Genomic DNA, 22,342 nt, shown 5'->3' with positions numbered 1-22,342 from the left:
ATGAGCGCAAACGAGATTCCATCCCGAGAAGTCGCCCGACGCGTGTTCGCAGACGAGTTCAACGACGCCGCCTTCACCTTCAAGGAATCCGACGACGACCGCGCGCCGGTCTACCTGCTGCTGCCGACCGGCGAGAAAGCGAACCGCGTGTTCTTCGTCGGGACACTGACGGAGAAAGACGACGTCGGCGAGGACAACGAGTACTGGCGCGGTCGCATCGTCGACCCCACGGGGACGTTCTTCGTCTACGCCGGGCAGTACCAGCCCGAGGCCGCGAGTATGCTCCGGGATCTGGAGCCACCAGCGTACGTCGCGGTCGTCGGCAAGCCGCGGACGTACGAGACCGACGACGGGACGGTCAACGTCTCCGTCAGGCCCGAGTCGATCCAGGTCGTCGACGCGGCGACGCGCGACCGCTGGGTCGTCGAAACCGCCGAGCGGACGCTCGACCGCATCGAGGCGTTCGACGAGGAGGGCAACGAGTACGCGCGGATGGCCCGCGAGGAGTACGACCTCCCGATCGATCGCTACACCGAGTCGGCGGTGTCCGCACTTGAGAGTCTCGAAGAGTCCGACAGCGACGAGTTCGGCCTCGACGGCGGGACGGTCGCCGACGGTGACGCTGACGCCGGTTCCGACGCTGACGTCGACGACGACTCTGACGCCGCGGATCTCCAGCCCGAACCGTAGGCCATCGCTAGCTCGACCCCTAGGCCGTTAGATCGGTTCGATAGCGCCCCGGACAATTTTCTCACATCCGATTCGAGGACTGTGTTCCCCATCTGCCGCCGTGAGAACGTCTGACGAAGCGTTAAGTGGATCGGCCGACGAATTACGAGACGAACCTATGGGCAACAAGAACAAGACGATCTCGTTCCGTGTCAACGAGGACGCCTTCGAGACGCTCCGGGAAATCGCTGAGGAGCGAGACATTTCGCTGTCAGCGGTCTTTCGCGACTACGTCGACACGCTCGTTGCCCACGACGGCCAGGTGCAGGTCGTCGCCGAGCACGAACTCGAAGAGTTGCGAACCGGCGGCGAGTCGGAGTTCCCGCCGACGGTGACCGTCCCGAAGAGCTTCGTCCGCGAGCACGAGCGCCTCGAACTGGAGGCTGAACACCTCCGCGAGCAACTCGAAGAGCACAAGCAGTACGTGAACCACCTCCGCGAGCAGCTCGAAGACGACGACGAGGAAGTAATCCACCTCGAAGACCTCGATGCAGCCGAACCGGACGAGCCGTCGTTCCGACTGGGTTGAGCGGGGAGCCATCCGCGTTGGGAGCGCTCGGAAACACTCACAGAGGCGTGTCGGCATCGGAATCGACGTGGGCCGGTCTTGTACTGATTCTCGGCGAAATCTATATAGCTGTACATCGCCTGACTTCTCCGTGAATTCATTAGACGAGGTATTCAGGCTACTGAGCAAGGAACGGCGGCGGTACGCGCTCTATTATCTCTATCAACAAGACCGCCCGGTTACGATCGAGGAACTCACGGATGCGGTCAACGAGTGGGAAGCCGCTTCGGCTGAGGGTTCGGAGCCTGACGAACGGTTCGAGGACGTGATGTTGACGTTGAATCACACGCATCTGCCGGAGATCGAGTCGGCCGCGAGTGTCGAGTTCGACCGCGAGAACGAGGGGGTGAGAATCACCGACGCCGCTCGGGAAGTCGAGATACTGCTCTCGATCGCGCAGCGCCTCGAAAAGCCGTCTTTGGATATCGACACCATCGACGTGTCCGAGTTGCTCAACTAGGACGCAACTCCGACGTGCTCAACTCGCGCGCTATCTTGAGAGCGCCGTCCGCGCGCGGTGCAGTTTCTGTTCCATCTCCTGGTTGCCGTCGACGCCCGCGAGCGTCTCGGCCGCCTCGAGGGTTCTGACCGCGTTGTCCAGAAACGAGAGCACGTCGCCGGAGTACGCGTACAGCATATACTCGTCGCCCATCACGTCGACGATGGCGTCGGGTCCGAGCCCCTGCGCGCGCAGTTCCAAGAGGTAGCGGACGAACTGCCGCTCGGGGTAGCCGGTGTAGAGGTCGTCCGGATTCTCCGGATCGAGGAAGTCCTGAGCGAAGTCGAGCAGGCGGTCGCGCGTCGCGTCGTCGACCTTCGAGAGCCCCTCGCCGGAGTAGAGCACGTCCATCGTCGCGCCCTTAAACGCCCCTTTCGGGATGTTGACGTCGAGCTGGGAGACGATCTGGCGGTGGTTCTTGAGGTAGACCTTGTCCGTGATAGCCACGGTTGGGCGGGGGTAGGTCGCTGCGGGCGAAAAACGTCTCGGTCTCCGTGCGACACCAGCGCACCCCGGTACGGAGTCGTAACGTATTTGACTTCGACGGGGGTACCTGAAGGTGCGTGTCCGGGTTAGGGTAGTGGACTATCCTTCAGCCTTGTGGAGGCTGAGACGCGGGTTCGATTCTCGCACCCGGACCTTCTGGGGAACGTAGTGACGAAGAAGGACGGACAGTGAGATTGAATCACGCCAGATGAGCGCAGCGAGTCCCGCCTCGGGTTCGATTCTCGCACCCGGACGGTTCTGTCTGAGACCACAACCAACGAGCGCCGCGTAGCGTGTGCTCGTCGCGAGTGTCGAAGGGGAAGTCGACGAGAGAACCGAACGAGGGATCGAAGCGAGCGTCTGCGATCGGAGCCTGGAGCCCAAGTCACGCTGCCAAGGGTAACGACCAGTAGTGAATCCGTCCGGGAAGGCCTCAGAAGTCGGTCCTCAGATCGAGATCAACACGATCGCGAGGATACTGAAGGCGATCCCCGCGATCTTTCGAGGCGTCAGGGCCTCGTCGAAGGCGACGATTCCGATCACCGAACTCACGACGATGAAGAGCCCGTAGATCGGCACGACGACGCTCACGGGCCCCAGTTCGAGCGCCCGATAGTACGTCAACAGCCCAACGGTGAGCAGCACGCCGAGACCGATGATGTGCGGCGTATACTGGTGTCGGAGGTACGGGAGGGGTGACTCGCCGCGGTAGTGTAAGACGCCACCGACGACGATGAGAAGCACGAAGTTCGAGAAGAAGACCGCTGGCGTGCTCGGAACCGTCTCCATCGCGACCTTCAAAAGCGGTGCGACGAGGCTGTAAGTCACGAAGGCGACGATCGAGAACTGCAGGTACGATCGCGCCATCACTCGGCCCCCGAACTCAGATAGACCGCGATGATCGCGGATGCGATCCCCCCAACCCGGGTGACTGTCAGCGCCTCCCCGAGGAACGCGATTCCGATGACCGAGCTGCCGACGATGAACATCCCGTAAATCGGCACGACGACGCTGACCGGGCCGCGTTGTAACGCGAAGTAATACGAGAGGATGCCGACCGCGAGGAACGCGCCGCCGACGTACACGTAGCCCGCGCTGGGCAGGAACACGTAGGCTAGCGGGTTCGTATCCGTCGCGACCATCACGCCGAGAGTCAAGACGAGGAAGACGACAGTTGCGAGAAACAGCGACACGGCGGGCGGAACCTCCTGCGTCACCTTGCTGGTTACCGGTGCGAGCATCCCGTACGAAACGAGCGCGACGACCACCCACGGAAGGTACTCCATAGCGAATACATTCCTGAACAGTGCATTCCTGTTTCGGTATCACGCTCTTACGCACCCGATCGGACCGATGCGATCCCGTCGCTGCCGACACAACTGCTCCGATCCGAGACAACCGGTGACTCGATTTCTACACAATCGAGAATCGTTCTCCCGTTATATGGGTCGAGCGCGCATTTGTTTAGCTGTAAGGTGAACGATTATGAGCACAACCCCCACAACCCGAACCGCGGCTGAGACGACCTTCGGCAACGTCCTCGACTTCGACCTGCAGGGAACGCTGGCCGGATACTGGATCGCCGTGCTGCGCGTGATCACCGGCTACTGGTTCCTCCACGCGGGCTTTACGAAGTTCAGCGTCGTCGCCGGAGAACCGTTCGACGCGAGCGGCTACCTCCTCAACGCGACCGGCAGTCCGATCGCTGGCCTGTTCGCGTGGGTCGCGGGCACCCCGTGGCTGATGGACCTCACGAACCTGATGGTCCCGGCCGGTGAGTTCCTCATCGGACTCGGACTGATCGTGGGTGCGCTCGTCCGGTTGGCCTCGTTCTTCGGGGTCCTCCTGATGTCGTTCTTCTACCTGGGGAACGCCGACTGGGCGCACGGGCTCGTCAACGGTGACCTGATGGGGCTGCTGCTCTTCGTCACCCTCGCGACGCTCGGCGCGGGCCGGATCCTCGGCCTGGACGCCTACCTCGAAAAGCTCGACTTCGCGAACACCCGAATCGCGAAGTTCCTCCTCGGGTGACCCCCGTCCGCGGGTGAGCATCCGAGATTCCTGTCGTAGCTTCTTTCGCGTCGTAGTTTCTTTTGAGTCATCGTTTCAGTCGTAGTTTCTTTCGAGCCGTAGTTTCGCCTCGCAGAGTTCTGCCGCAGTATCCCGTTTCGTTGGGTCTCCCATTGGCTATGAATTCCGTTCCCGGACGTTGCGACGCCGCCGATCCGCGGATATTTCTCCGTTGACGCCGACGAGTCGCGTATGGCGATCGATCTCCGGAGCGACACGGTGACGCGTCCCTCCGACGCGATGCGCGAGGCGGCCGCGGACGCGCCGGTCGGCGACGACGTCTACGGCGAGGACCCGACGGTGAACGAACTGGAAGCGGCCGCGGCCGACCGCGTCGGCACCGGGGACGCGCTCTACGTTCCCACCGGCACGATGGGCAATCAGATCGCCGCGCGGGTCCACGCCGAGCGCGGCGAGGAAATCATCCTCGACGAGCGGTCCCACATCTACTGCTGGGAACTCGGCGGGCTCGCCCAGTTATCTGGGATTCAGCCGCGCCCGGTCGACGCCGACGACGCGGTGCCGACGCCCGGACAGATCGACGGCGCGTACGTCGAAGAGGACCTCCACCGGGCCGGAACCGGACTCGTCGCGCTCGAAAACACCCACAACGGCCGCGGGGGCGTCGCGGTTCCGCCGGAAGCGATTTCGGCGGCCGCGGACGCCGCTCACGACCGCGACGTGCCGGTCCACCTCGACGGCGCGCGGCTGTTCAACGCCTGCGTCGCGCTCGACGTCGAGCCTCCGAGGATGGTCCGCGACGTCGACTCCGTCCTGTTCTGTCTCTCGAAGGGCCTCGGCGCGCCGGTGGGGTCGATCCTCGCGGGAAGTGAATCGTTCATCGAGGACGCCCGGCGGATCCGGAAACTGTTCGGGGGCGGGATGCGACAGGCGGGCGTGATCGCCGCACCCGGGCTGCTCGCGCTGGAGAACGTCGAACGGCTCGCCATCGATCACGACAACGCCGCCGCGCTCGCGAGCGGTCTCGACGCGGTCGACGGCCTCCGCGCCGCGGAGCCCGATACGAACATCGTGCAGGTGTTCACCGACGACCTGGGCGTCGGAGCCGAGGCGTTCATCGACGCGTGCGCGGAACAGGGCGTCCTCGGCGGCCAGCACGGGCCGAACCTCACGCGCTTCTGCACGCACCTGGACGTGACCCGAGAAGACGTCGAGGAGGCAGTCGATCGCATTTCCGGCGCCGTCGACGGCATCAGAGGCTGATACCTCCGAGATCCGTTTCCGCGCTGATCGTCGGCACGCGCAGCGAGCGACTGAAATGCGGCCCGGAGGTCGAAACGCGACTCAGACTTCCGGCTCGACGAACACGTGGCGGATTCGGTCGTCTGCCTGGTACAACCGCGCTTCGAGGTCGTCGATGACGCCGTCCAGCTCCGTCGCCTCCGTCTCCGGATCGAAACTCACGTCCATCGTCACGAGGACGGTCTGGGGGCCGACGTACACCGACCGGAACGTGTCGAGGTGGACGACGCGCGGGGACGCACGAACGACGGCTCGGAGTTCGGCCTCGACGTCCGCGGGGAGGCTCTCGCCGAGGATCAGTCGCTTGTTCTCCCACGCCAGCGCGAGCGCGAACCCCATCAGCAGAATCCCGATGAGTACGGCGGCAATCGCGTCGAAGACCTCGTTCCCGGTCGCCTTCGAGAGCAGAATGCCCACGAGTGCCAACGCGGCCCCGGCGAGCGCGATCGAGTCCTCCGTGAACGCCGTTAGCGTCGTCACGTCGCTCATCTTGCCGAATGCCTCTCGGATTCCGCTCCATCCGTAGTGATCGATCTGCCGCTGCATCTCCGCGTTCGCCTTCGCGAGCGCGTAGGTCTCGAACCCGATCGCGCCGAGCAGCACGACCACGTTCACGTACCACGAGGGGAACGTCGTCCCCGCGAACGTGAGTGTCCCGCTGATGGCGTGGCTGCCGTGCACGATCGCGTTGTAGCCGTGCTTCATCGACTCCCAGCCAGCGATGCCGAACAGGAGGACGGCGACGAGAAAGGAATAAAAGAACTGCGCCTTCCCGTAGCCGAACGGGTGCTCGCGGCTGGATTCCTTCTCGCTGAACCGGATCCCGACGAGGAGAAACACCTGGTTCCCCGTATCAGAGATCGAGTGGTACGTCTCCGACAGCATCGAGGGACTGCCGGTGAGGAGAAACCCGCCGAACTTCAGGATCGCGATCGCCCCGTTCGCGAACAGCGCGGCGAGGACGACGCCTTTGCTTCCGGCCATATGCATACCTCCGGCGATAGGGATAAAGTGATTTGCACCGTCGACGGGCGCCGTCGTACCGGTGACCGCTCCGAATTCGGGTCGGTCGGTTCTTGGTTCTCGACGTCATACCACCCCGCAATGCTCACCGTCGTCTCCGATACCCACAGCACAGATTCACACCGACTCTCGGGACGAACGCTCGACGCCGTCCGCGAGGCGGAAGTCGTCGCTCACGCGGGCGACTTTATGCGCGAGTCCGTCCTCGACGACTTCGAACGCGAATCGTCGCGACTGCTGGGCGTCATCGGCAACAACGACGACGCCCCGATCCGCTCGCGACTTCCCGAGGCCCGGAATTTCACCTTCGGTGGACTCACGTTCGCGATGACGCACACGCGTCCCGGCGGCCCGACTGCGCTCCCGTTGTTCGGCCGACAGCGCGGTGCCGACGTGGTCCTGTTCGGTCACAGCCACCGCCCGACGTACGACGAGCGCGGCGAGGTCGTCCTCCTCAATCCGGGGAGCCACGCCCAGCCCCGCGGCAACCGCGCCGCGCACGCCGAACTCGAAGCGCGTCCGGACGGCGGCGTGGAGGGGCGGCTCGTCACCGTCGACGGCGACGTGTTCGAGTCGTTCGTCATCCAAATCGACGAGTAACGCGACGAGAGACGTTGACAGCAACGTTTGATTCGACGGCGATCATCGCAAGCAGCCGGGATCGAGATCAACGCATCCAGTCAGTCTGCCAGACCGTCAAAAGCACCAGCGCCACGAGTCCCCCCGTGAAGAAGAACGCCCCTGGCGGAAGCGTCGATACCGCGGCGTGCAGCGCTTGAATCGGCCCCTCCCCTCCGGCGCTTTGCGCCGTGTCGACGACTGCTTGCGTCATATCGGCGGCTGTCCGCGTCGCCTCCGCGACCGTTTCGGTGGGGGGCGCGTCCGTCGCAGTGGGCGCGTCCGTCGGCTCGGGAGTCGGCTGTGCCGTCGGCTCCGACGTTGCCTCCGGGCCCGGTGTGTCGGTCGCCTCCGCGATCTGGAACCCGCCGCCGTCGTCGGACGGCGTATTCGTCGGTTCCGCGGTCGGTTCCGACGTCGACTCCCCCGTCGGTTCCGAACCGGATGTCGCGGTCTCGGAATCAGCGGGGGCGTCCGTTTCGGTTCCGCTGAGGTTGTTCGTTCCGTCACCGCCGGTACCGCCGGGCGTGCTCCCGCCGTCGGCCCCGCCGGTACCGCCTCCACCATCTGCCCCGCCGGTACCGCCGTCCGCACCGCTGGACCCGAGCGCGATCGGCGGACGGATCCCCGTTCGGGCGAGGCGGTCGACGATGACGCTGCCGAGCGCGACGACGCCGAGTCCGCCGAGCAACTGCGTCAGCGCCGACTGGAGCCCCGTTGTGTCGTCGTCCGTCCCGGCGACGACGACGAGCGCGCGGTCGGCGGGCGCGTAGACGGTCATCTCCCGGCCCTTTTCGGAGTACGCCGTTCCCGCGGATTCGATCAGCCCGGCGGTTTCGAGTCGCCCGAGGTGGTACTGGGCGTTCTGGATCGACGTGTCGACGCGGGAGGCCACCTCGGAGGGCGTTCCCGGCTCGTCGTGCAGCTCCGCGAGCGTCTCTCTCGCCGTCTGGGAGCCGATCGCGGCGAGCAGTTCGTCGACCTCGTCGCTATCGAGGCCGACGACGCGAGGGTCTTTGTCCTCGTCGTCGGGGACATCTGGCCGGGATGGCAGGATATCGGCCATCTTTCGGCAGTGTTTTCGACGCGTGTATGATGAGTGTTACCTTCGTTGGCGCAGTGCGTGCGGCCGGTGGCGGGAGTCGGTCGCGGATGTCGACGGCGAAACGCATTTACTGACGCCGGGGGAAGCGGGGGCTATGTTCGCTGCTCCACCAGATGCGATCGGCCGATTGCGAGCCGTGCATCCGGGTGGCGATCCCGCACAGATCGACGTCGTCGTCGACTTCGTCGCCTCGAACCCGGCGTTGGTTATCCTCCTCGTGTTTCTCCTGGGATTCGTCTTCTTCGCGTATCTCTTCGTCAGGCGGACGCTGACCGGGCTTCGCGACGGGTTCGACGAAGGATACCGGGGGAAGTAGCCGCGATGGTTGTGGTCGCGACGCTGGCCACGCTCGTCATCGCCGCGCTGGCCAGCCTGTTTATGGCGTGGTCGATCGGCGCGGGCTCCTCGGGGTCAACGCCGTTCGCCCCGGCGGTCGGCGCGAACGCGATTTCCGTGATGCGCGCGGGGTTCGTCGTCGGCGTGCTCGGCCTCGCCGGTGCCGTCCTCCAGGGCGCGAACGTGACCGAGGCCGTCGGCACGGAACTCGTCGTCGGCTCCGTGCTCACGGCCACCGCGTCGACGGTGGCGCTGCTGGTCGCCGCCGCCCTCGTCGCGATCGGCGTGTTCGCGGGCTATCCGATCGCGACGGCGTTCACCGTCACCGGCGCGGTCGTCGGCGTCGGCCTCGCCAACGGCGGCGGTCCCGCGGTCGCGAAGTACCAGCAGATCGTCGCGCTGTGGGTTCTCACGCCGTTTGTCGGCGGCGGAATCGCCTACGGGACCGCCAAACTGCTCCGCAACGAATCGATCCCCGAGCGCGTCGCCATTCCCGCGCTCAGCGGCGTCGTCGGCCTGCTGGTCGCGAACATCCGGTTCGCGGCGCTCGGAGGCGAATCGGGCCGATCGCTGGCGGAGGTCGGCGCGTCCGCGACGCCCCCGATCGTGCTCCCGGTCGTCGGCGTCGACCTCGGCGTCGTAATCGTCTCCGCGCTGATCGTCCTCGCGTTCGTCGCGCTCATTCACCGGGAGATCGCCGTCGACGCGACGCGCGGGCAACGCCGGTTCCTGCTGCTGTTGGGCGGCCTCGTCGCCTTCTCGGCCGGTGGCAGTCAGGTCGGGCTCGCGATCGGTCCGCTGGTCCCGCTCTTAGACGAGGTGGCCGTCCCGCTCCCCGCGCTGCTCGTCGGCGGCGGGCTGGGACTGCTCGTCGGCTCGTGGACCGGTGCGCCGCGGATGATTAAAGCGATCGCGCAGGACTACTCCTCGCTCGGTCCCCGACGGTCGATCGCGGCGATGATCCCGTCGTTCGCCATCGCGCAGGCGGCCGTCGCGCTCGGGATCCCGGTGTCGTTCAACGAGATCATCGTCAGCGCGATCATCGGAAGTGGCTACGCCGCCGGGGGCGCGGGGGTCAGTCGCGAGAAGATGCTCAAAACGGTGCTGGCGTGGGCCGGGTCGCTCGTGTTGGCCTTCGGCGTCGCCTACCTCGGGTTCCTCGGCGTCGACGCCGTGCTGTCGATCTGAACCGGAATCGATCATCTGAACCGATGCTGGGCTACTCCTGCGTGGGTGATTCCGACTGTTCGCTCGCGTCGGTGTCCGCCTCCTCCTCGTCCTCCGTCTCCGCCGGTTCCGGGATCGTGATCCGCGCCTTCATAATCCGGGTGTTGTCCACCTGCTCGATGCGGATCGTGATGCCGTCGTAGGTGATCTCCTCGCCCTCTTCGACCAACCGACCGGCGCGGTTGAAAATGAACCCCGCGAGCGTCTCGAACTCCTCGCCCTCCGGGAGTTCCAGCCCGAGTTCCTCGTTGACCTCGTCGATGTTGACTTCGCCGCGGACGAGCGTCTCGCGGTCGTCCACGTACTCGAAGGACTCCTCCTCGTCGTCTTCGAGGATGTCCCCGACGATCTCTTCGACCATATCCTCCAGCGTGACGAGTCCCTCGGTAGTCCCGAACTCGTCGATGACGATCACCATTCGCAGGCGGTTGTCCTGGATCTCCGTGAGCAGTTCGTCGACGTTCTTCGATTCGGGGACGTGCAGCGTCGGCTGGACAATGTCCGTCAGCGAGGCGACCCCGGTGCCGTAGTGCTTCTCTCTGACCAGATCGCGGATCGTGACGATGCCGATGATGTTGTCGAGGTTGCCGTCGTAGACCGGCACGCGCTCGTGGTCTGACTGAACGCACGTCTCGATCGCCTCATCGAGGGTGGCGTCCTTCGGGACGGCCGTCATATCGAGCCGCGGCGTCATCACCTCCTTTGCGATGGTCTGGTTGAAGCGGAAGATGCGGTCGAGCATTTCCCTCTCTTCCTCCTCGATGACGCCCTCGCGTTCGCCCGTCTGGATGAGATCTTGGATCTCATCGCGGGTGATGTAGGAGGTCTCGATCGCCGAGCGGCCCCCGGTGACCTTGTTGATGACGCGAGTCAAGTAATCGAAGACGACGACCAGCGGCAGGAGGACGTACTCGGAGTACTTCAGCGGTCGCGCGATACGGAGCGCCCACGACTCGGTGTTCTCGACGGCGTAGGACTTCGGCGCGCTCTCGCCGAACAGGAGGACTAACGTCGTGATCCCGAACGTCGAGGCCAGCACGGCCGCACCCGGGTCGAAGTAGATACTCACGATCGCGGTCGCGATCGACGACATCGCGATGTTGACGATGTTGTTGCCGACGAGGATCGTGATGAGAAGCCGATGCGGGTTCGCCTTGAGATCGCTGACGACGTTCGCCCGCGGGACGCCGTCTTCGACGAGCGAGTCGACCCGATGCTTCGCCAGCGAGAACATCGCGATCTCCGAGGAGGAGAAGAACGCCGAAAAGGCGATCAAGAGGACAATCGCGACCGCGCCAGCGACGGTCACCGTCGTGTCGTTGATCGGCACCGTCTGGAGGAGCGTGCCGGAGACAGTGGTCGGACCGGAGATAAGATCGAGTACGGGGGTCTCACCGGCGTTAGCCCCCAGTTCGATCGCGGTTCTGTCGGCGATTTCGTCCGGGGCTCGCGCGGCGATAGAGGCGAATGGCGGAGACAAACCCATATAACTACGTCACCTTGTCTTGCCCCGGAATTAAGAGTTACCCTCGTCGTTGGTTGCGGACGCGGGAGCCCTCGAACGTGACAACGGGTTGGATGCGGGGGCCTAGCAGACGCCCCACGACCGCCTCCGACAGCCTTAGGGACGAGACGGCCGTACCCGAGGTATGAGCGATTCCGACCCACAGATCACCCTGTATCGGCTGCAGGCGTGTCCGTTCTGCGAGCGCGTCGTCCGCGTCCTCGACGAACTGGATCTCTCGTATCGATCCCGGTTCGTCGAGCCGATGCACGCCGACCGCGACGTGGTCAAGCGCGTCTCCGGTAAGCGGAGCGTCCCGGCGATCGTCGACGAGGATACCGGCGTCACGATGTCGGAGTCGGCGAACATCGTCGAGTACCTGACGACGACCTACGGCGAGGGAGGGGCCGCATGATGGTCGACTTCGAGGTCGTTTCGCTTCCGGAGAGCGACCACCCCGAGGCGGGCGAAACCGCACCGGACTTCACGCGACCGATCGTGAACGAAGAGTACTGGGAGGACGCGTCGCTCTCGGCGGTCGCGTCCGAGGGGCCGACGCTCCTGGTGTTCCACCCGATGGACGGCGCGTTCCCGACGACGTACATCTGGAACGAGATCGACGACCGAGCGTTCGCGGACGACGTGCAGGTCGTCGGCGTGTCCGTCTCCTCGCCGTACGAGCACAAAGCCCTCCTCGACGAGCGGGCGGACGGGGCCCGTCTCTTCTCGGACCCTGCCGCCGAGGTGGCCGCCGACTACGGGATCGAGAACCCCCTCGACGGGATGGCTGGGGTGATCGAACACCGCCCGGCCGTCTTCCTCCTCGACGAGTCGCGAACGGTCCAGTACGCGTGGGCCGCCGCGGAGTGGCCCGAGTTCCCCGAGTACGACGAGATCGAGGCCGCGATCGACCAACACGTCTGAACGACGGAATCGATCGGTTTCCAGCCGACTCGGAGCCCACCGGGATCCGACGCGCGCATCCGCCACGCTCTTTTCCGCTGACCTCATCGACTCGGACAGATGACCGATTTCGAGGAAACGGCAGATTCCCGACTCTCGGCCGCCATCGACGAGGCGGCAGCGGCGATCGAACGCGGCGAGGCCGTGGTCTATCCGACCGAGACGGTCTACGGGCTCGGTGCGGATGCGACGGATCCGGCGGCCGTCGAGCGCGTGTTCGAGCTCAAAGGCCGCGATCGATCGAAGCCGCTCTCGTTGGGCGTCCCGAGCATCGACGGGGCCCTGCGATACACCCGTCCGACCGAACGAGCGTGCCGGTTTATGCGGGCGTTCCTCCCCGGACCGGTCACCGTCGTTGTCGAACGGAAACCCGCGGTTCCCGACGTGCTCACCGCTGGCGGCGACCGCGTCGGCGTCCGGATCCCGGATCACGAGGTGGCGCTGGCGCTGTTCGAGCGGGTCGCCCCGACCCCGGTGACCGCGACGAGCGCCAACGTCAGCGGCTCGGCGAGCGTCACCGACGTCTCCGCGTTGGACCCGACGCTCCGCGAGTCGGTCGGGGCCGTCGTCGACGCGGGGCCGACACCCGGGACCGAGAGCACGGTGGTCGATCCCGAGCGCAACGTCGTCCACCGACGCGGGGCGATGGCCGACGCGATCGTGGCGTGGCTGACCGACGAGACCGGGTCGCAGCCGACTGTCGAGAGCGACTGATCAGATCAGTGGCGGCGAGCGGTGATGACCGGCCGGTCCACGCCAGCGACTGGGGACGATTGGCGAACTAGCGGCGGCGACTGATGACGACCGGCGAACCAGCGGCAGCGACGAGACCGCCAGCGCACGGATCACCCCAGTCCGAGGAGCGTCCGCAGCGACCGCGTTTTCGTCCCGCAGGTCGACCGGTAGTCGCAGGCGTCGCACTTGGCGGTGTCGCGGGTTCGACTCGGAACGCCCGCCATCGACCGGACCGTCCACAGCGTCCGCCGGTAGGCGCTCCTGTTCCGCGTCGTCAACCGGACGGTCCGGACGACGCCGTGAGCCGGGTACTCGACGAGGGCTCGCGGAACTTCTCGGTTCCGTTCCCACGCGAGCGCCTTCGCGACCGCGACGGCGCGGACCCGCTGGGGCTCCCAGACGCCCTGCGGCGGCGGATCGCCCGGCGAGACGATCGTCGGCGTCGGCGGTGCATCCGTCTGTTCGACTGTCGGCGCCGCGCTCGTCTGTTCGACCGTCGAGGAATCGTCCGTCAATTCAGACCCCGATTCGGCGCTCCCGTCCGCGTCCGTCGGTTCCAACACCTTGTGAGCGACGCCGTGGCAGTCGCGGCCGCGGAGGAAGACGTCGCGCGCGGTTGGATCCGCGAGGCGTTCGAACTGCTCCCGTCGAGCGAGGTCAGCGAGGTTCTCCCGGTACGCCCCGGGCGAGACGGCGATCGGCAGACTGCGGAGCGTCTCGTCGGTCGCGAACCGGTTTCGGTCGTACGCGAACGCCAGCGAGCGAACGGCCGCGACCCCTGACGGCGGTTCGTGGTCGTCATCGCGTCGGGCGTAGTGGAGCTGCCGCGGACAGTAGGCCGCACGGGCGAGGTGAGATATCGGAGTCGTGCCGTCCAAAGAGGATGGCTGCGGTTCGTTTTCGGCGTCTGAACCCTCGGATCGGGGTCGATCGGAGTCGTCAGCGGGCGACGCTGACGGGGCATCGTCGGGGGCAGCGGACGCGGCGGGGTCGGAGTCGACTGGGTGAGACACGCGCTGTGTGGCGTCGCTATCCTACTTGAACGCTCGGAGGATACGAGAGCACAGGCAGTTGCGGCGAAACCAACGTCCGAGAGGCGCAACGCATCGGTTTCGTGCACACGTATCACAGGGGCGCGTCCTTTTTGCCCGCCGCGCCCGAGCATCGAGTATGTCGTTTGAACTGCGCTTTTTCGCCACGTTTCGCGAGGCGGTGGGCACGAAGACGATCGCCCGCGAGTACGACGCGGAGACCGTCGGCGACGTCCTCGTCGCGCTCGAAGACGAGTTCGAGGGCCTCGCCGGTGAGCTCCTCGACGACGGCGCGGTCCCCCCGCAGGTGAACGTCCTCCTGAACGGGCGGGACGTCGAGCACGAACAGGGCGTCGACACGCCGATCGAACCCGACGACACGCTGAGCATCTTCCCGCCCGTCGCGGGCGGGTCGCTCGGAGAGACGCTATGAGCAGCTCCAGCGTGACCAGAGAGAAGTCCTATCGCGGGATCTCGCTGCGACTCGCTCGCCACTACCTCGAAAAGCTCGGCGGCGACATCGTCGACGACGAGCGCGTCGAAGGGGAGGGGTGGACAGTCTCGCTTTCGGCCGAGAAAGTGTCGATCGGGCCGACGCTGAAACTGACGGAGGTGACAGTCGTTTTCGAGGGCGACCCGGAGACGCTGGACGGGCTGATCGACCGGTTCTCTCAGAAGGCGATGCGCGCCGGTGGGTGAGGTGCCGAGCGACGACCCTGGTGGAGGGGACGACGTGAACGAGGGCGGTGGACGCGGCGGATCGAGCGAGCGAGAAGAACCGAGCGGGCACGAGATACCGCTCGACGGCGATGTCCTGCTCTACACCGGCGCAACCGCCAGCGTCGCACCTGAGCGGCTCGCGCCGTTGCTCCGGGACGCGCAGGCGCACCTCGGCCCGCGGCGCGACACCTATCGCCGCACCTACGAGCGCGTGTTCGCCGAGGAGGAGCGCGACGTCTTTCTCGTTCCCGAGGGCCACTGGACGGACGTCGGCGACGCCCTCGACCTCCCCGAGCGCGAAGTGGACGCACTGCGGCGGGCGCACGCACAACAGCTCCGCCGACTCGGGGCAAGTGCGGACAGACGCAGCGAACTGGAGACCGCCTTAGAAATCCGCGAGGCCGTCGTCATCGGGCGATAGCGTTCGACAGTTGGTGTCGGTGATACCGTCGGCTGTTGCTCTCAGTACTACAGTCCGGTAGTTGCTATCAGCGATCTCGTTCGGACTCCGTCTCGGACGGCTCGATCGATCCGTAGCGCGCCTCGACCGCGCGGGCGTACGCAGAGAGAAATGCCGCCCGTGAGCCCCGAACCGAAGCCGAGTCGGCGTCCGAGTCGACGTCAGTGTCGTCGACCGAGTCTGCGTCCGTGTCGCTGTCGAGTCCGGAATCGGCGTCGGTATCGGCGACAGTGGATCGTTCGGACGGAAAATCTGTGCGCACCTCCGCTTCGACGTCGAGCAGGAGGGCTTCGAGTTCGCCGCGCGGCTGGTGGCAGAGCCCGCGGTAGCACTCCTTACAGAGGTGCTCGAAGGACTTTCCGTGTCGCTCCCAGCGGTTACCGTGCTTGTCGTACTCGCGCGCCTCCGAGCGCGGGAGCGACGTGCCGCAGGCGATACAGACCACCGTCGTCCCGTCCCGGTCACTCCGGGAGCGCCACATAGCGAGAGGGAGGCACCACCGTCACTTAGCGTTTGTCCGCCGAGTCGTCAGACGAGTTTCGTGTCGCGCCTTTTATCGGCTGGCGCGTCGTGCGATCGGATATGCAGGTGAAATCCCGCCACCACCTCCGCGCCGACGAGATCGCCGAACTGGAGGCCGCCATCGAATCGAAAACGGGCGTCGACCTCGACGGCGACACGTACGAGATGGTCGAACTCGCCGACGAACCGTTCGACGTCGTCCTCGTCGACGGCGAACCGGACGTCGTCCAGTTCGAGGATGAGGCGTTCCTGACCGTTCAGGGCGCGAACCGCCACGGCCCCACGAGAGGCGTCGTCACCGTCGACGCCGGAGCGATCTCGTTCGTCAGCGACGGTGCGGACGTGATGCGCCCGGGGATCGTCGAGGCCGACGACGGCGTCGCCTCGGGCGAACTCGTCACGGTCGCCGAGGAGACCCACGGAAAGGTGCTCGCGATCGGTCGCGCGCTCGTCGACGGCGACGAGATGACCGGCGACTCGGGGAAGGTCGTCGAGTCGATCCACCACGTCGGTGACGACCTCTTCGAGTTCGCGGTCTGAGCCGGGAGGCGTCCGCGACGTCCCAGGCGCGCCGCAGCCGACCGACGCGTCAGACGATCGTCTGACGTAAGAACTAACGTGTTACTGCCGTTTGAAGGAGGTATGGGGATTATGAGCAAAATCATCAGCGGGGGCGGACAGCATTCGACAGACGAGTACCTCGATCTCGACATCGAGGGCATCGAGTCCTCCCGCGGTGAGGCCGGAATGAGCGTCCGAATCGCGACCATCAGCGGCCAGCAGGACGTCATCGCGATCAAAGACGCCGTCTACGACGGCGACCTCGTTATCGCGGACATCACGCGCCACACGACGAGCGACAGCACGATGGAGCACATCGTCGACGACCTCCGGCAGGTCGCCCAGGAAGTCGACGGCGACATCGCCCAGAAGGGCGACGATCAGATCATCATCTCGCCCACGGGCGTCGGCGTCGCGCGCGAGAAGCTGAACTGAGTTTCCTTGTCGGGGCCGACCGCCGGAACCGACGAACTTTCCTCTCCGCTCTCCCTACTCGGCCGTAGATGAGCAAGGACTTCATCGAGGTTCGCGGTGCCGAAGAGCACAATCTGAAGGACCTCGACGTCCGGATTCCGCGCGAGAGGTTCACCGTCGTCACCGGTCTGTCGGGATCGGGGAAATCGTCGCTCGCCTTCGACACGGTCTACGCCGAGGGCCAGCGACGCTACATCGAATCACTGTCGGCGTACGCCCGCAACTTCCTCGGGCAGATGGACAAGCCGCAGGTCGAGGCCGTCGAAGGCCTCTCGCCCGCGATCTCCATCGATCAGAAGAACGCCGCCAACAACCCCCGCTCGACCGTCGGCACGGTGACCGAACTCCACGACTACCTCCGCCTGCTGTACGCCCGCGTCGGCACGCAGTACGACCCGATAACGGGCGAGGAAGTGGGCGAGCAGTCGGCACAGGATATGGTCAGTCAGCTCCTCGAACTGCCCGAGGGAACCCGCGCGAAGATCGCCGCGCCGATCGTCCGAGACCAGAAGGGGGCCTTCGAGGACCTGTTCGAGGAGCTCGTGGGCGACGGCTACGCGAGGGTGGAAGTCGACGGCGAGGAGTACGATCTGACGCTCGACAAACCCGACCTGGACAAGAACTACGACCACACGATCGACGTGATCGTCGACCGGGTGAAGATCGACCTCGGGAGTCGCTCGCGGCTCGCCGACTCGGTGGAAACGGCCTTGGAGGAGGCCGAGGGCGTCCTGAAGGTGATCGTTCCCGACCCGCCGGAGGACGTGCCGTTCGCCTCGAACACCCGCTCGACGGGCGCGCTCGCGGGCGAGGGAGACGACCGGCTCGTCCTCGAGTTCTCCGAGGAACTCGGAAACCCGAACTCGGACTTCCAGTTCTCGGAGGTCGAGACGCGCTCGTTCTCCTTCAACAGCCCCCACGGAGCCTGTCCGGCGTGTGAAGGACTCGGACAGACCAAAGAGGTCGACGAGGACCTCGTCGTCCGCGACCCCTCGAAATCGATCAAGCACGTCTTCGAGGCGTGGTCGTACAACCGCTCGTACTACCGAACCCGCCTGGATTCGGTCGCGGAGCACTTCGGCGTGAGCGTCGACACGGCGTTCGCGGATCTCGACCCTGAGATCCAGCGGCAGTTCCTCTACGGCACCGACGAGGAGGTCGTCTTCGAGCGGCAGACGAGAAACGGCACGCGCCGGAAGACGAAGCGCTTCGAGGGCGTGATCCCGAACCTCGAACGGCGGCACGTCGAGACCGACTCCGAATCGACCAGAGAGCATATCGAGGACTACATGGCCGTCACCACGTGCCCCACCTGCGAGGGGACGCGGCTCAAAGAGCAGTCGCGACACGTCCTCGTCGCCGATACCTCGATCACCGAGGTCAATCAGATGAGCATCGGCGACGCGCTCTCGCACTTCGAGGGGTTGGAGGAGCGGCTCACCGAGCGCGAGCGGACGATCGCCACGGAGATCCTCAAGGAGATCCGCGCGCGGCTCGGCTTTATGGAGGAGGTCGGGCTGGAGTACCTCACGCTCGACCGCGAGGCGTCGACCTTATCCGGAGGAGAGAGCCAGCGCATCCGACTCGCCACGCAGGTCGGCTCCGGCCTCGTGGGCGTCCTGTACGTCCTCGACGAGCCCTCGATCGGCCTGCACCAGCGCGACAACGACCGACTGCTCGACACGCTCGAAGGCCTGCGCGACCTCGGGAACACGCTGATCGTCGTCGAGCACGACGAGGAGACGATGCGACGCGCGGACAACGTCATCGATATGGGGCCCGGCCCCGGCAAGCGCGGCGGCGAGATCGTCGTGCAGGGCGATTTCGACGAGATTTGCGACGACGACGAGTCGATCACGGGCGACTACCTCGCCGGACGAAAGGAGATCCCAGTTCCGGAGGAGCGCCGCGAATCGGACGCCGAACTGACGGTTCGCGGCGCGCGCCAGCACAACCTCAGAGACCTCGACGTCTCGATTCCGATCGGCCAGTTCACCGCGATCACGGGCGTCTCCGGCTCCGGGAAGTCGACCCTGATGCACGAAATCCTCTACAAGGGTCTCGCTCGCGAGATGAACGACAACACCTCGGTCGACCCCGGCGACCACGACGCCATCGAGGGGATCGACGAGATCGAGACGGTGCGGCTGATCGACCAGTCGCCCATCGGGCGGACGCCGCGGTCGAACCCCGCGACATATACGGGCGTGTTCGACCACGTCCGGGAGCTGTTCGCGGAGACGAAGCTGTCGAAACAGCGCGGCTACGAGAAGGGTCGGTTCTCGTTCAACGTGAAGGGCGGCCGGTGTGAGGCCTGCGGCGGGCAGGGGACCGTGAAGATCGAGATGAACTTCCTCTCGGACGTCTACGTTCCCTGCGAGGAGTGCGACGGCGCGCGCTACAACGACGAGACGCTCGACGTGGAGTATAAAGGGCGGACGATCGCCGACGTCCTCGATATGGAAGTGTCGGAGGCGCTGGCGTTCTTCGAGGCGAACACTCAACTCCGCCGTCGGCTCCAGTTACTGGAGGACGTCGGCCTCGGCTACATGACGCTGGGGCAGCCCTCGACGACTCTCTCCGGCGGGGAGGCCCAGCGCGTCAAGCTCGCGGAGGAACTCGGCAAGAAGCAGACCGGCGAGACCCTCTATCTGCTCGACGAGCCGACGACCGGGCTCCACAAGGAGGACGAGCGGAAGCTGATCGAGGTGCTTCAGCGGCTCACCGACAACGGCAACACCGTCGTCGTCGTCGAGCACGAACTCGACTTGGTGAAGAACGCCGACACCGTCGTCGACCTCGGCCCCGAGGGCGGGGAGGGCGGCGGCCGGGTCGTCGCCACCGGCACGCCCGAGGAAGTCGCTCGACGGGAGGAGTCACACACGGGCCGATACCTCCGTGACCTCCTGCCAGCGGTCGACGTGGACGGTCCGCGCTCCGATCGCCGAAAGCCCGCCGCGCCGATGGACGACGACTGATCGGTCCGCTCCGGTTCCCGCTCGTTCACCCGCTGAGGCCAAGTGACTGCGTCGCATAGGTAGTGTATGGTCACCTGCTATGCGGCCTCCAGCGCGGGCGTCCTCGTCGTCCGCGGCGTCGCTGACGTCCGCGATACCGGCGATCGGGCGAGCGACGACACAGCTACCGGACCGGACGCCGAGTACACCTTCGAGCGCGACGACATCGAGTGTCTGGACGCCGCGATCGATGCCCCCGAACGGGTCTTCTGCGGTACCTTCGACGCCGGACTGCACCGCTCGGTCGACGGCGGACGAACGTGGAAACGCGTCGGCGAGCCCGCGCTCGCGACGTCGGTAACGAGCGTGACCGTCTCGCCGCACGATCCCGACGTCGTCTACGCCGGGAGCGAGCCGAGCGCCGTCTACCGATCGACAGACGGCGGCGATACGTGGAGCGAGCTCCCCGGCCTCGCGGACCTCCCGTCGGCGTCGACGTGGGCGTTCCCGCCGCGGCCACACACCCATCACGTCCGCTGGATCGAGGTCGATCCCGCCGATCCGGCCCATCTCTACGTCGCCGTCGAGGCTGGCGCGCTGATTCAGAGCCGCGACGGCGGGGAGACGTGGGAGGAGCGCGCGCCGTCGACCCGGCGAGACACGCACTCGATGGCGATTCACCCCGACGCGTCGGAGGTCGTCCGAGCGGCCGCGGGCGACGGGTATGCCGAGAGCCGCGACGGCGGCGAGTCGTGGTCGTTCCCGCAGGAGGGGTTGAAGCACCGCTACTGCTGGAGCGTCGCGATCGATCCCGGCGATCCGAGACGCGTTCTCCTTTCGGCCGCGGCGGGCGCGCGCCGGGCGCACAGCACCGGTTCCGCGGCGTCGTATCTGTACCGTCGAGTCGACGGCGACCTCGACGCCGTCGGCGACGCATCCACGCAACGCGAAACCGAACCCGCGGCCACCGAAGCCGAGTGGGAGCGGATCGACGACGCGGGCGTACCGACCGGAGAGGGGGTGCTCCGACCGACGCTCGCCGCGGGCGTCGCCGACGGCGAACTGTTCGCGTTCACGGATCGCGGCCTGTTTCGGACCACCGACGGCGGCGACGGCTTCGAGCGCTTGGAGATCGACTGGTCGGAGTCGTTTCGCGACACGACGACGAGCGGCCTCGCCGTCGTCGAGCAGTAGCCCGGCGAGCCGGGTCGCCGGACGGCAAGCGAGAGAGCCGGTCGAAATCGCCGGACGGGACCGCCGAGCGAGATCGCCGGTCGAAACCGACGAACGGGACCGCGACGTTGCGACCGGGAAAGTATATGCCCGCGGCTCCGATAGATGAGCGAAATGTACGATTTTGCGGTCGTCGGCGTCGGCCCCGCGGGCGCGCGCTTCGCCCGGCGCGCGGCCGAGGCCGGATACGACGTTGTCGCCTTCGAGCAGGGCACCGTCGGAACGCCGCTGGCGTGCTCGGGCCACGTCAGCACCGACATCTGGGGATTCGTCCCCGACGAGGCGAAGCCCCGGCTCCTCCAGAACCGCGTCTACGGCGCGCGGTTCCACGTCGGCGGTCCCGACTCCGCCGCCTACCCCTTCTACAAGCGTGAGGAGATCTCGAACGTGATCGATCGAGTCGAACTCGATCGCACGCTCGCGGCGTGCGCGCGGGAGGCGGGCGCGGACGTCCGCGAGCGCCACACCGTCGTCGACGTCGATGAGCGTCACGACGGCGTCGAGCTCACCGTCTCGAACGCGGGCGAGACAGAGACAGTGATGGCAAAAATGGTGGCGGGGTGTGACGGCCCGACCTCGCGGGTGCGGCGGCAGTGCGGGCTCCCGGAGCCCGAAGAGATCATCCACGGCGTCCTCGCGTTCGATCCCGACCCTGACGACGGCGATTTCGTCGACGTCCACCTGACTGCGCCCCGGTTCTTCGCGTGGCGGATCCCCCGCGGCGAGGCGGGCGTCGAGTACGGCCTCGCCGCGCCGCCGGGACGCTCCGTCAACGAGTTGTTCGGGGAACTCACCGAAGCCTACGACGTGGAAACCGAGCACTTCTGCTCGGGGGCGATACCGATCGGGCCGCCCGAGCGCGTGCACGGCCGCCGGGTCTTCCTACTCGGTGACGCCGCCGCGCAGACGAAGCCGTTCACCGGCGGCGGGATCCTCTACGGAATGACCGCCGCCGACTGCGCCGCCGAGACCGTCGATCCCGACGATCCGGGGACGCTCCGCGACTACGACGCGGCGTGGCGGTCGGCGCTCTCACGCGAGATCGCGCTGGGTCACTGGCTCCGGCGAGCCTACTCGCTGCCGGAGCCGATCCAACGCGTCGGTCTCCGCGCGCTGTCGGGCGAGATCGGCGTGCATATGGACCGGCCCTCGTCGTTCTTCTCTCGCGAGCAGCTCCGCGCATTGATGCGAAGAGGGAGCTAGACGGAAATGAGGATCGATTGTCAGAGAGGGCTAGACGGGCGATGAGGGTCAGGTT

26 protein-coding genes, 1 tRNA gene and 1 pseudogene are annotated in these 22,342 nt (G+C 66.2%); 20 read left to right on the top strand and 8 right to left on the bottom strand.

Features of this window, described 5'->3' with window-relative positions; all coding sequences use genetic code 11:
- The 3 genes from FJT57_RS11165 (at position 1) to FJT57_RS11155 (ending at position 1,757) form a co-directional block, all read left to right on the top strand.
- Complete coding sequence (locus tag FJT57_RS11165) at positions 1-690, top strand: RPA family protein (protein ID WP_144905171.1); 690 nt, start codon at positions 1-3, stop codon at positions 688-690.
- A gap of 157 nt (positions 691-847) precedes the next feature.
- Entirely contained in the window at positions 848-1,258 is a 411-nt protein-coding gene (locus tag FJT57_RS11160; protein ID WP_144905169.1) for a ribbon-helix-helix protein, CopG family, read from the top strand.
- A gap of 130 nt (positions 1,259-1,388) precedes the next feature.
- The gene (locus FJT57_RS11155; protein WP_144905167.1) at positions 1,389-1,757 is read left to right on the top strand and encodes a DUF7344 domain-containing protein; all 369 of its coding nucleotides are present in this window, start codon (positions 1,389-1,391) and stop codon (positions 1,755-1,757) included.
- 30 nt (positions 1,758-1,787) lie between these two features.
- Here the strand turns inward: FJT57_RS11155 and FJT57_RS11150 are convergent, their stop codons facing one another.
- The gene (locus FJT57_RS11150; RefSeq protein WP_144905165.1) at positions 1,788-2,243 is read right to left on the bottom strand and encodes a DUF5814 domain-containing protein; all 456 of its coding nucleotides are present in this window, start codon (positions 2,241-2,243) and stop codon (positions 1,788-1,790) included.
- 119 nt (positions 2,244-2,362) lie between these two features.
- Between FJT57_RS11150 and FJT57_RS11145 the strand changes: the two genes are divergently transcribed.
- Positions 2,363-2,435 (top strand) — tRNA-His (locus FJT57_RS11145).
- Between the two features lie 294 nt (positions 2,436-2,729).
- On the opposite strand, the gene FJT57_RS11140 is transcribed toward FJT57_RS11145, so the two are convergent.
- The gene (locus FJT57_RS11140) at positions 2,730-3,149 is read right to left on the bottom strand and encodes an EamA family transporter (RefSeq protein ID WP_144905163.1); all 420 of its coding nucleotides are present in this window, start codon (positions 3,147-3,149) and stop codon (positions 2,730-2,732) included.
- Complete coding sequence (locus FJT57_RS11135) at positions 3,149-3,568, bottom strand: EamA family transporter (protein WP_144905160.1); 420 nt, start codon at positions 3,566-3,568, stop codon at positions 3,149-3,151. The genes FJT57_RS11140 and FJT57_RS11135 overlap by 1 nt, the downstream gene beginning before the upstream one ends.
- A 199-nt stretch (positions 3,569-3,767) precedes the next feature.
- Between FJT57_RS11135 and FJT57_RS11130 the strand changes: the two genes are divergently transcribed.
- Positions 3,768-4,313, top strand: coding sequence for a DoxX family protein (locus tag FJT57_RS11130; protein ID WP_144905158.1), 546 nt, complete (start codon positions 3,768-3,770; stop codon positions 4,311-4,313).
- Positions 4,314-4,544: 231 nt separating this feature from the next.
- Complete coding sequence (locus tag FJT57_RS11125; protein WP_144905156.1) at positions 4,545-5,576, top strand: threonine aldolase family protein; 1,032 nt, start codon at positions 4,545-4,547, stop codon at positions 5,574-5,576.
- Between the two features lie 81 nt (positions 5,577-5,657).
- Here FJT57_RS11125 and FJT57_RS11120 read toward each other — a convergent pair whose 3' ends face one another.
- Positions 5,658-6,599, bottom strand: a complete 942-nt coding sequence (locus FJT57_RS11120) for a cation diffusion facilitator family transporter (RefSeq protein WP_144905154.1) — start codon at positions 6,597-6,599, stop codon at positions 5,658-5,660.
- A 120-nt stretch (positions 6,600-6,719) separates the two neighbouring features.
- Between FJT57_RS11120 and FJT57_RS11115 the strand changes: the two genes are divergently transcribed.
- The gene (locus FJT57_RS11115) at positions 6,720-7,238 is read left to right on the top strand and encodes a metallophosphoesterase (protein WP_144905152.1); all 519 of its coding nucleotides are present in this window, start codon (positions 6,720-6,722) and stop codon (positions 7,236-7,238) included.
- Positions 7,239-7,305: 67 nt separating this feature from the next.
- Here the strand turns inward: FJT57_RS11115 and FJT57_RS11110 are convergent, their stop codons facing one another.
- On the bottom strand, positions 7,306-8,322 hold the full coding sequence (locus FJT57_RS11110; protein WP_144905150.1) for an ArsR/SmtB family transcription factor: 1,017 nt from the start codon (positions 8,320-8,322) through the stop codon (positions 7,306-7,308).
- 133 nt (positions 8,323-8,455) lie between these two features.
- Here FJT57_RS11110 and FJT57_RS11105 point away from each other — a divergent pair, with 133 nt between their 5' ends.
- Both FJT57_RS11105 and FJT57_RS11100 read left to right on the top strand, forming a co-directional pair.
- Complete coding sequence (locus tag FJT57_RS11105) at positions 8,456-8,677, top strand: DUF7859 family protein (protein ID WP_203229152.1); 222 nt, start codon at positions 8,456-8,458, stop codon at positions 8,675-8,677.
- Between the two features lie 5 nt (positions 8,678-8,682).
- Positions 8,683-9,885 (top strand): inorganic phosphate transporter, encoded by a 1,203-nt coding sequence (locus FJT57_RS11100; protein WP_144905148.1) that lies wholly within the window; start codon positions 8,683-8,685, stop codon positions 9,883-9,885.
- 31 nt (positions 9,886-9,916) lie between these two features.
- Here the strand turns inward: FJT57_RS11100 and FJT57_RS11095 are convergent, their stop codons facing one another.
- Positions 9,917-11,410 (bottom strand): hemolysin family protein, encoded by a 1,494-nt coding sequence (locus FJT57_RS11095; protein ID WP_144905146.1) that lies wholly within the window; start codon positions 11,408-11,410, stop codon positions 9,917-9,919.
- 163 nt (positions 11,411-11,573) lie between these two features.
- Here FJT57_RS11095 and FJT57_RS11090 point away from each other — a divergent pair, with 163 nt between their 5' ends.
- From FJT57_RS11090 to FJT57_RS11080, 3 genes are all read left to right on the top strand, one after another.
- Positions 11,574-11,843: a glutathione S-transferase N-terminal domain-containing protein gene (locus FJT57_RS11090; RefSeq protein WP_144905143.1), complete on the top strand. Its 270-nt coding sequence runs from the start codon at positions 11,574-11,576 to the stop codon at positions 11,841-11,843.
- A complete protein-coding gene (locus FJT57_RS11085; RefSeq protein WP_144905141.1) occupies positions 11,843-12,352 on the top strand; it encodes a redoxin domain-containing protein in 510 nt (169 codons plus the stop codon). Before FJT57_RS11090 ends, FJT57_RS11085 begins: the two co-directional genes overlap by 1 nt.
- Positions 12,353-12,451: 99 nt before the next feature.
- Positions 12,452-13,105, top strand: coding sequence for an L-threonylcarbamoyladenylate synthase (locus FJT57_RS11080; protein ID WP_144905139.1), 654 nt, complete (start codon positions 12,452-12,454; stop codon positions 13,103-13,105).
- Positions 13,106-13,236: 131 nt separating this feature from the next.
- Here the strand turns inward: FJT57_RS11080 and FJT57_RS11075 are convergent, their stop codons facing one another.
- Positions 13,237-14,004 (bottom strand): CRISPR-associated protein Cas4, encoded by a 768-nt coding sequence (locus FJT57_RS11075; RefSeq protein WP_144905345.1) that lies wholly within the window; start codon positions 14,002-14,004, stop codon positions 13,237-13,239.
- A gap of 292 nt (positions 14,005-14,296) precedes the next feature.
- On the opposite strand from FJT57_RS11075, the gene FJT57_RS11070 reads away from it, so the two are divergent.
- The 3 genes from FJT57_RS11070 to FJT57_RS11060 are packed head-to-tail and all read left to right on the top strand — an operon-like array spanning position 14,297 to position 15,298.
- Positions 14,297-14,590, top strand: coding sequence for a ubiquitin-like small modifier protein 1 (locus FJT57_RS11070; RefSeq protein WP_144905138.1), 294 nt, complete (start codon positions 14,297-14,299; stop codon positions 14,588-14,590).
- Positions 14,587-14,856, top strand: a complete 270-nt coding sequence (locus FJT57_RS11065; protein WP_144905135.1) for a hypothetical protein — start codon at positions 14,587-14,589, stop codon at positions 14,854-14,856. Before FJT57_RS11070 ends, FJT57_RS11065 begins: the two co-directional genes overlap by 4 nt.
- Position 14,857: 1 nt before the next feature.
- Complete coding sequence (locus FJT57_RS11060) at positions 14,858-15,298, top strand: hypothetical protein (RefSeq protein ID WP_238993972.1); 441 nt, start codon at positions 14,858-14,860, stop codon at positions 15,296-15,298.
- 307 nt (positions 15,299-15,605) lie between these two features.
- Here FJT57_RS11060 and FJT57_RS11055 read toward each other — a convergent pair.
- Positions 15,606-15,818, bottom strand: a pseudogene (locus FJT57_RS11055) (DUF7562 family protein); the annotation flags it as partial.
- A 101-nt stretch (positions 15,819-15,919) separates the two neighbouring features.
- Here FJT57_RS11055 and FJT57_RS11050 point away from each other — a divergent pair.
- From FJT57_RS11050 to FJT57_RS11030, 5 genes are all read left to right on the top strand, one after another.
- Positions 15,920-16,399, top strand: coding sequence for an RNA-binding protein (locus FJT57_RS11050; RefSeq protein ID WP_144905133.1), 480 nt, complete (start codon positions 15,920-15,922; stop codon positions 16,397-16,399).
- 102 nt (positions 16,400-16,501) lie between these two features.
- On the top strand, positions 16,502-16,855 hold the full coding sequence (locus FJT57_RS11045; protein ID WP_144905131.1) for a cell division protein SepF: 354 nt from the start codon (positions 16,502-16,504) through the stop codon (positions 16,853-16,855).
- Between the two features lie 68 nt (positions 16,856-16,923).
- Entirely contained in the window at positions 16,924-19,872 is a 2,949-nt protein-coding gene (uvrA, locus tag FJT57_RS11040) for an excinuclease ABC subunit UvrA (protein WP_144905129.1), read from the top strand.
- Between the two features lie 66 nt (positions 19,873-19,938).
- Positions 19,939-21,045: a beta propeller repeat protein gene (locus tag FJT57_RS11035; protein ID WP_144905127.1), complete on the top strand. Its 1,107-nt coding sequence runs from the start codon at positions 19,939-19,941 to the stop codon at positions 21,043-21,045.
- A gap of 153 nt (positions 21,046-21,198) precedes the next feature.
- Positions 21,199-22,287 carry a geranylgeranyl reductase family protein gene (locus FJT57_RS11030; RefSeq protein ID WP_144905125.1) on the top strand — a complete coding sequence of 363 codons (1,089 nt, stop codon included), beginning with the start codon at positions 21,199-21,201 and terminating at the stop codon, positions 22,285-22,287.
- The last annotated feature ends 55 nt before the right edge of the window (positions 22,288-22,342 follow it).

Source organism: Halobellus captivus (genome assembly GCF_007655485.1).
Classification (GTDB): Archaea; Halobacteriota; Halobacteria; order Halobacteriales; family Haloferacaceae; genus Haloquadratum; species Haloquadratum captivum.
This window is presented reverse-complemented; position numbering and strand designations above follow the sequence as displayed.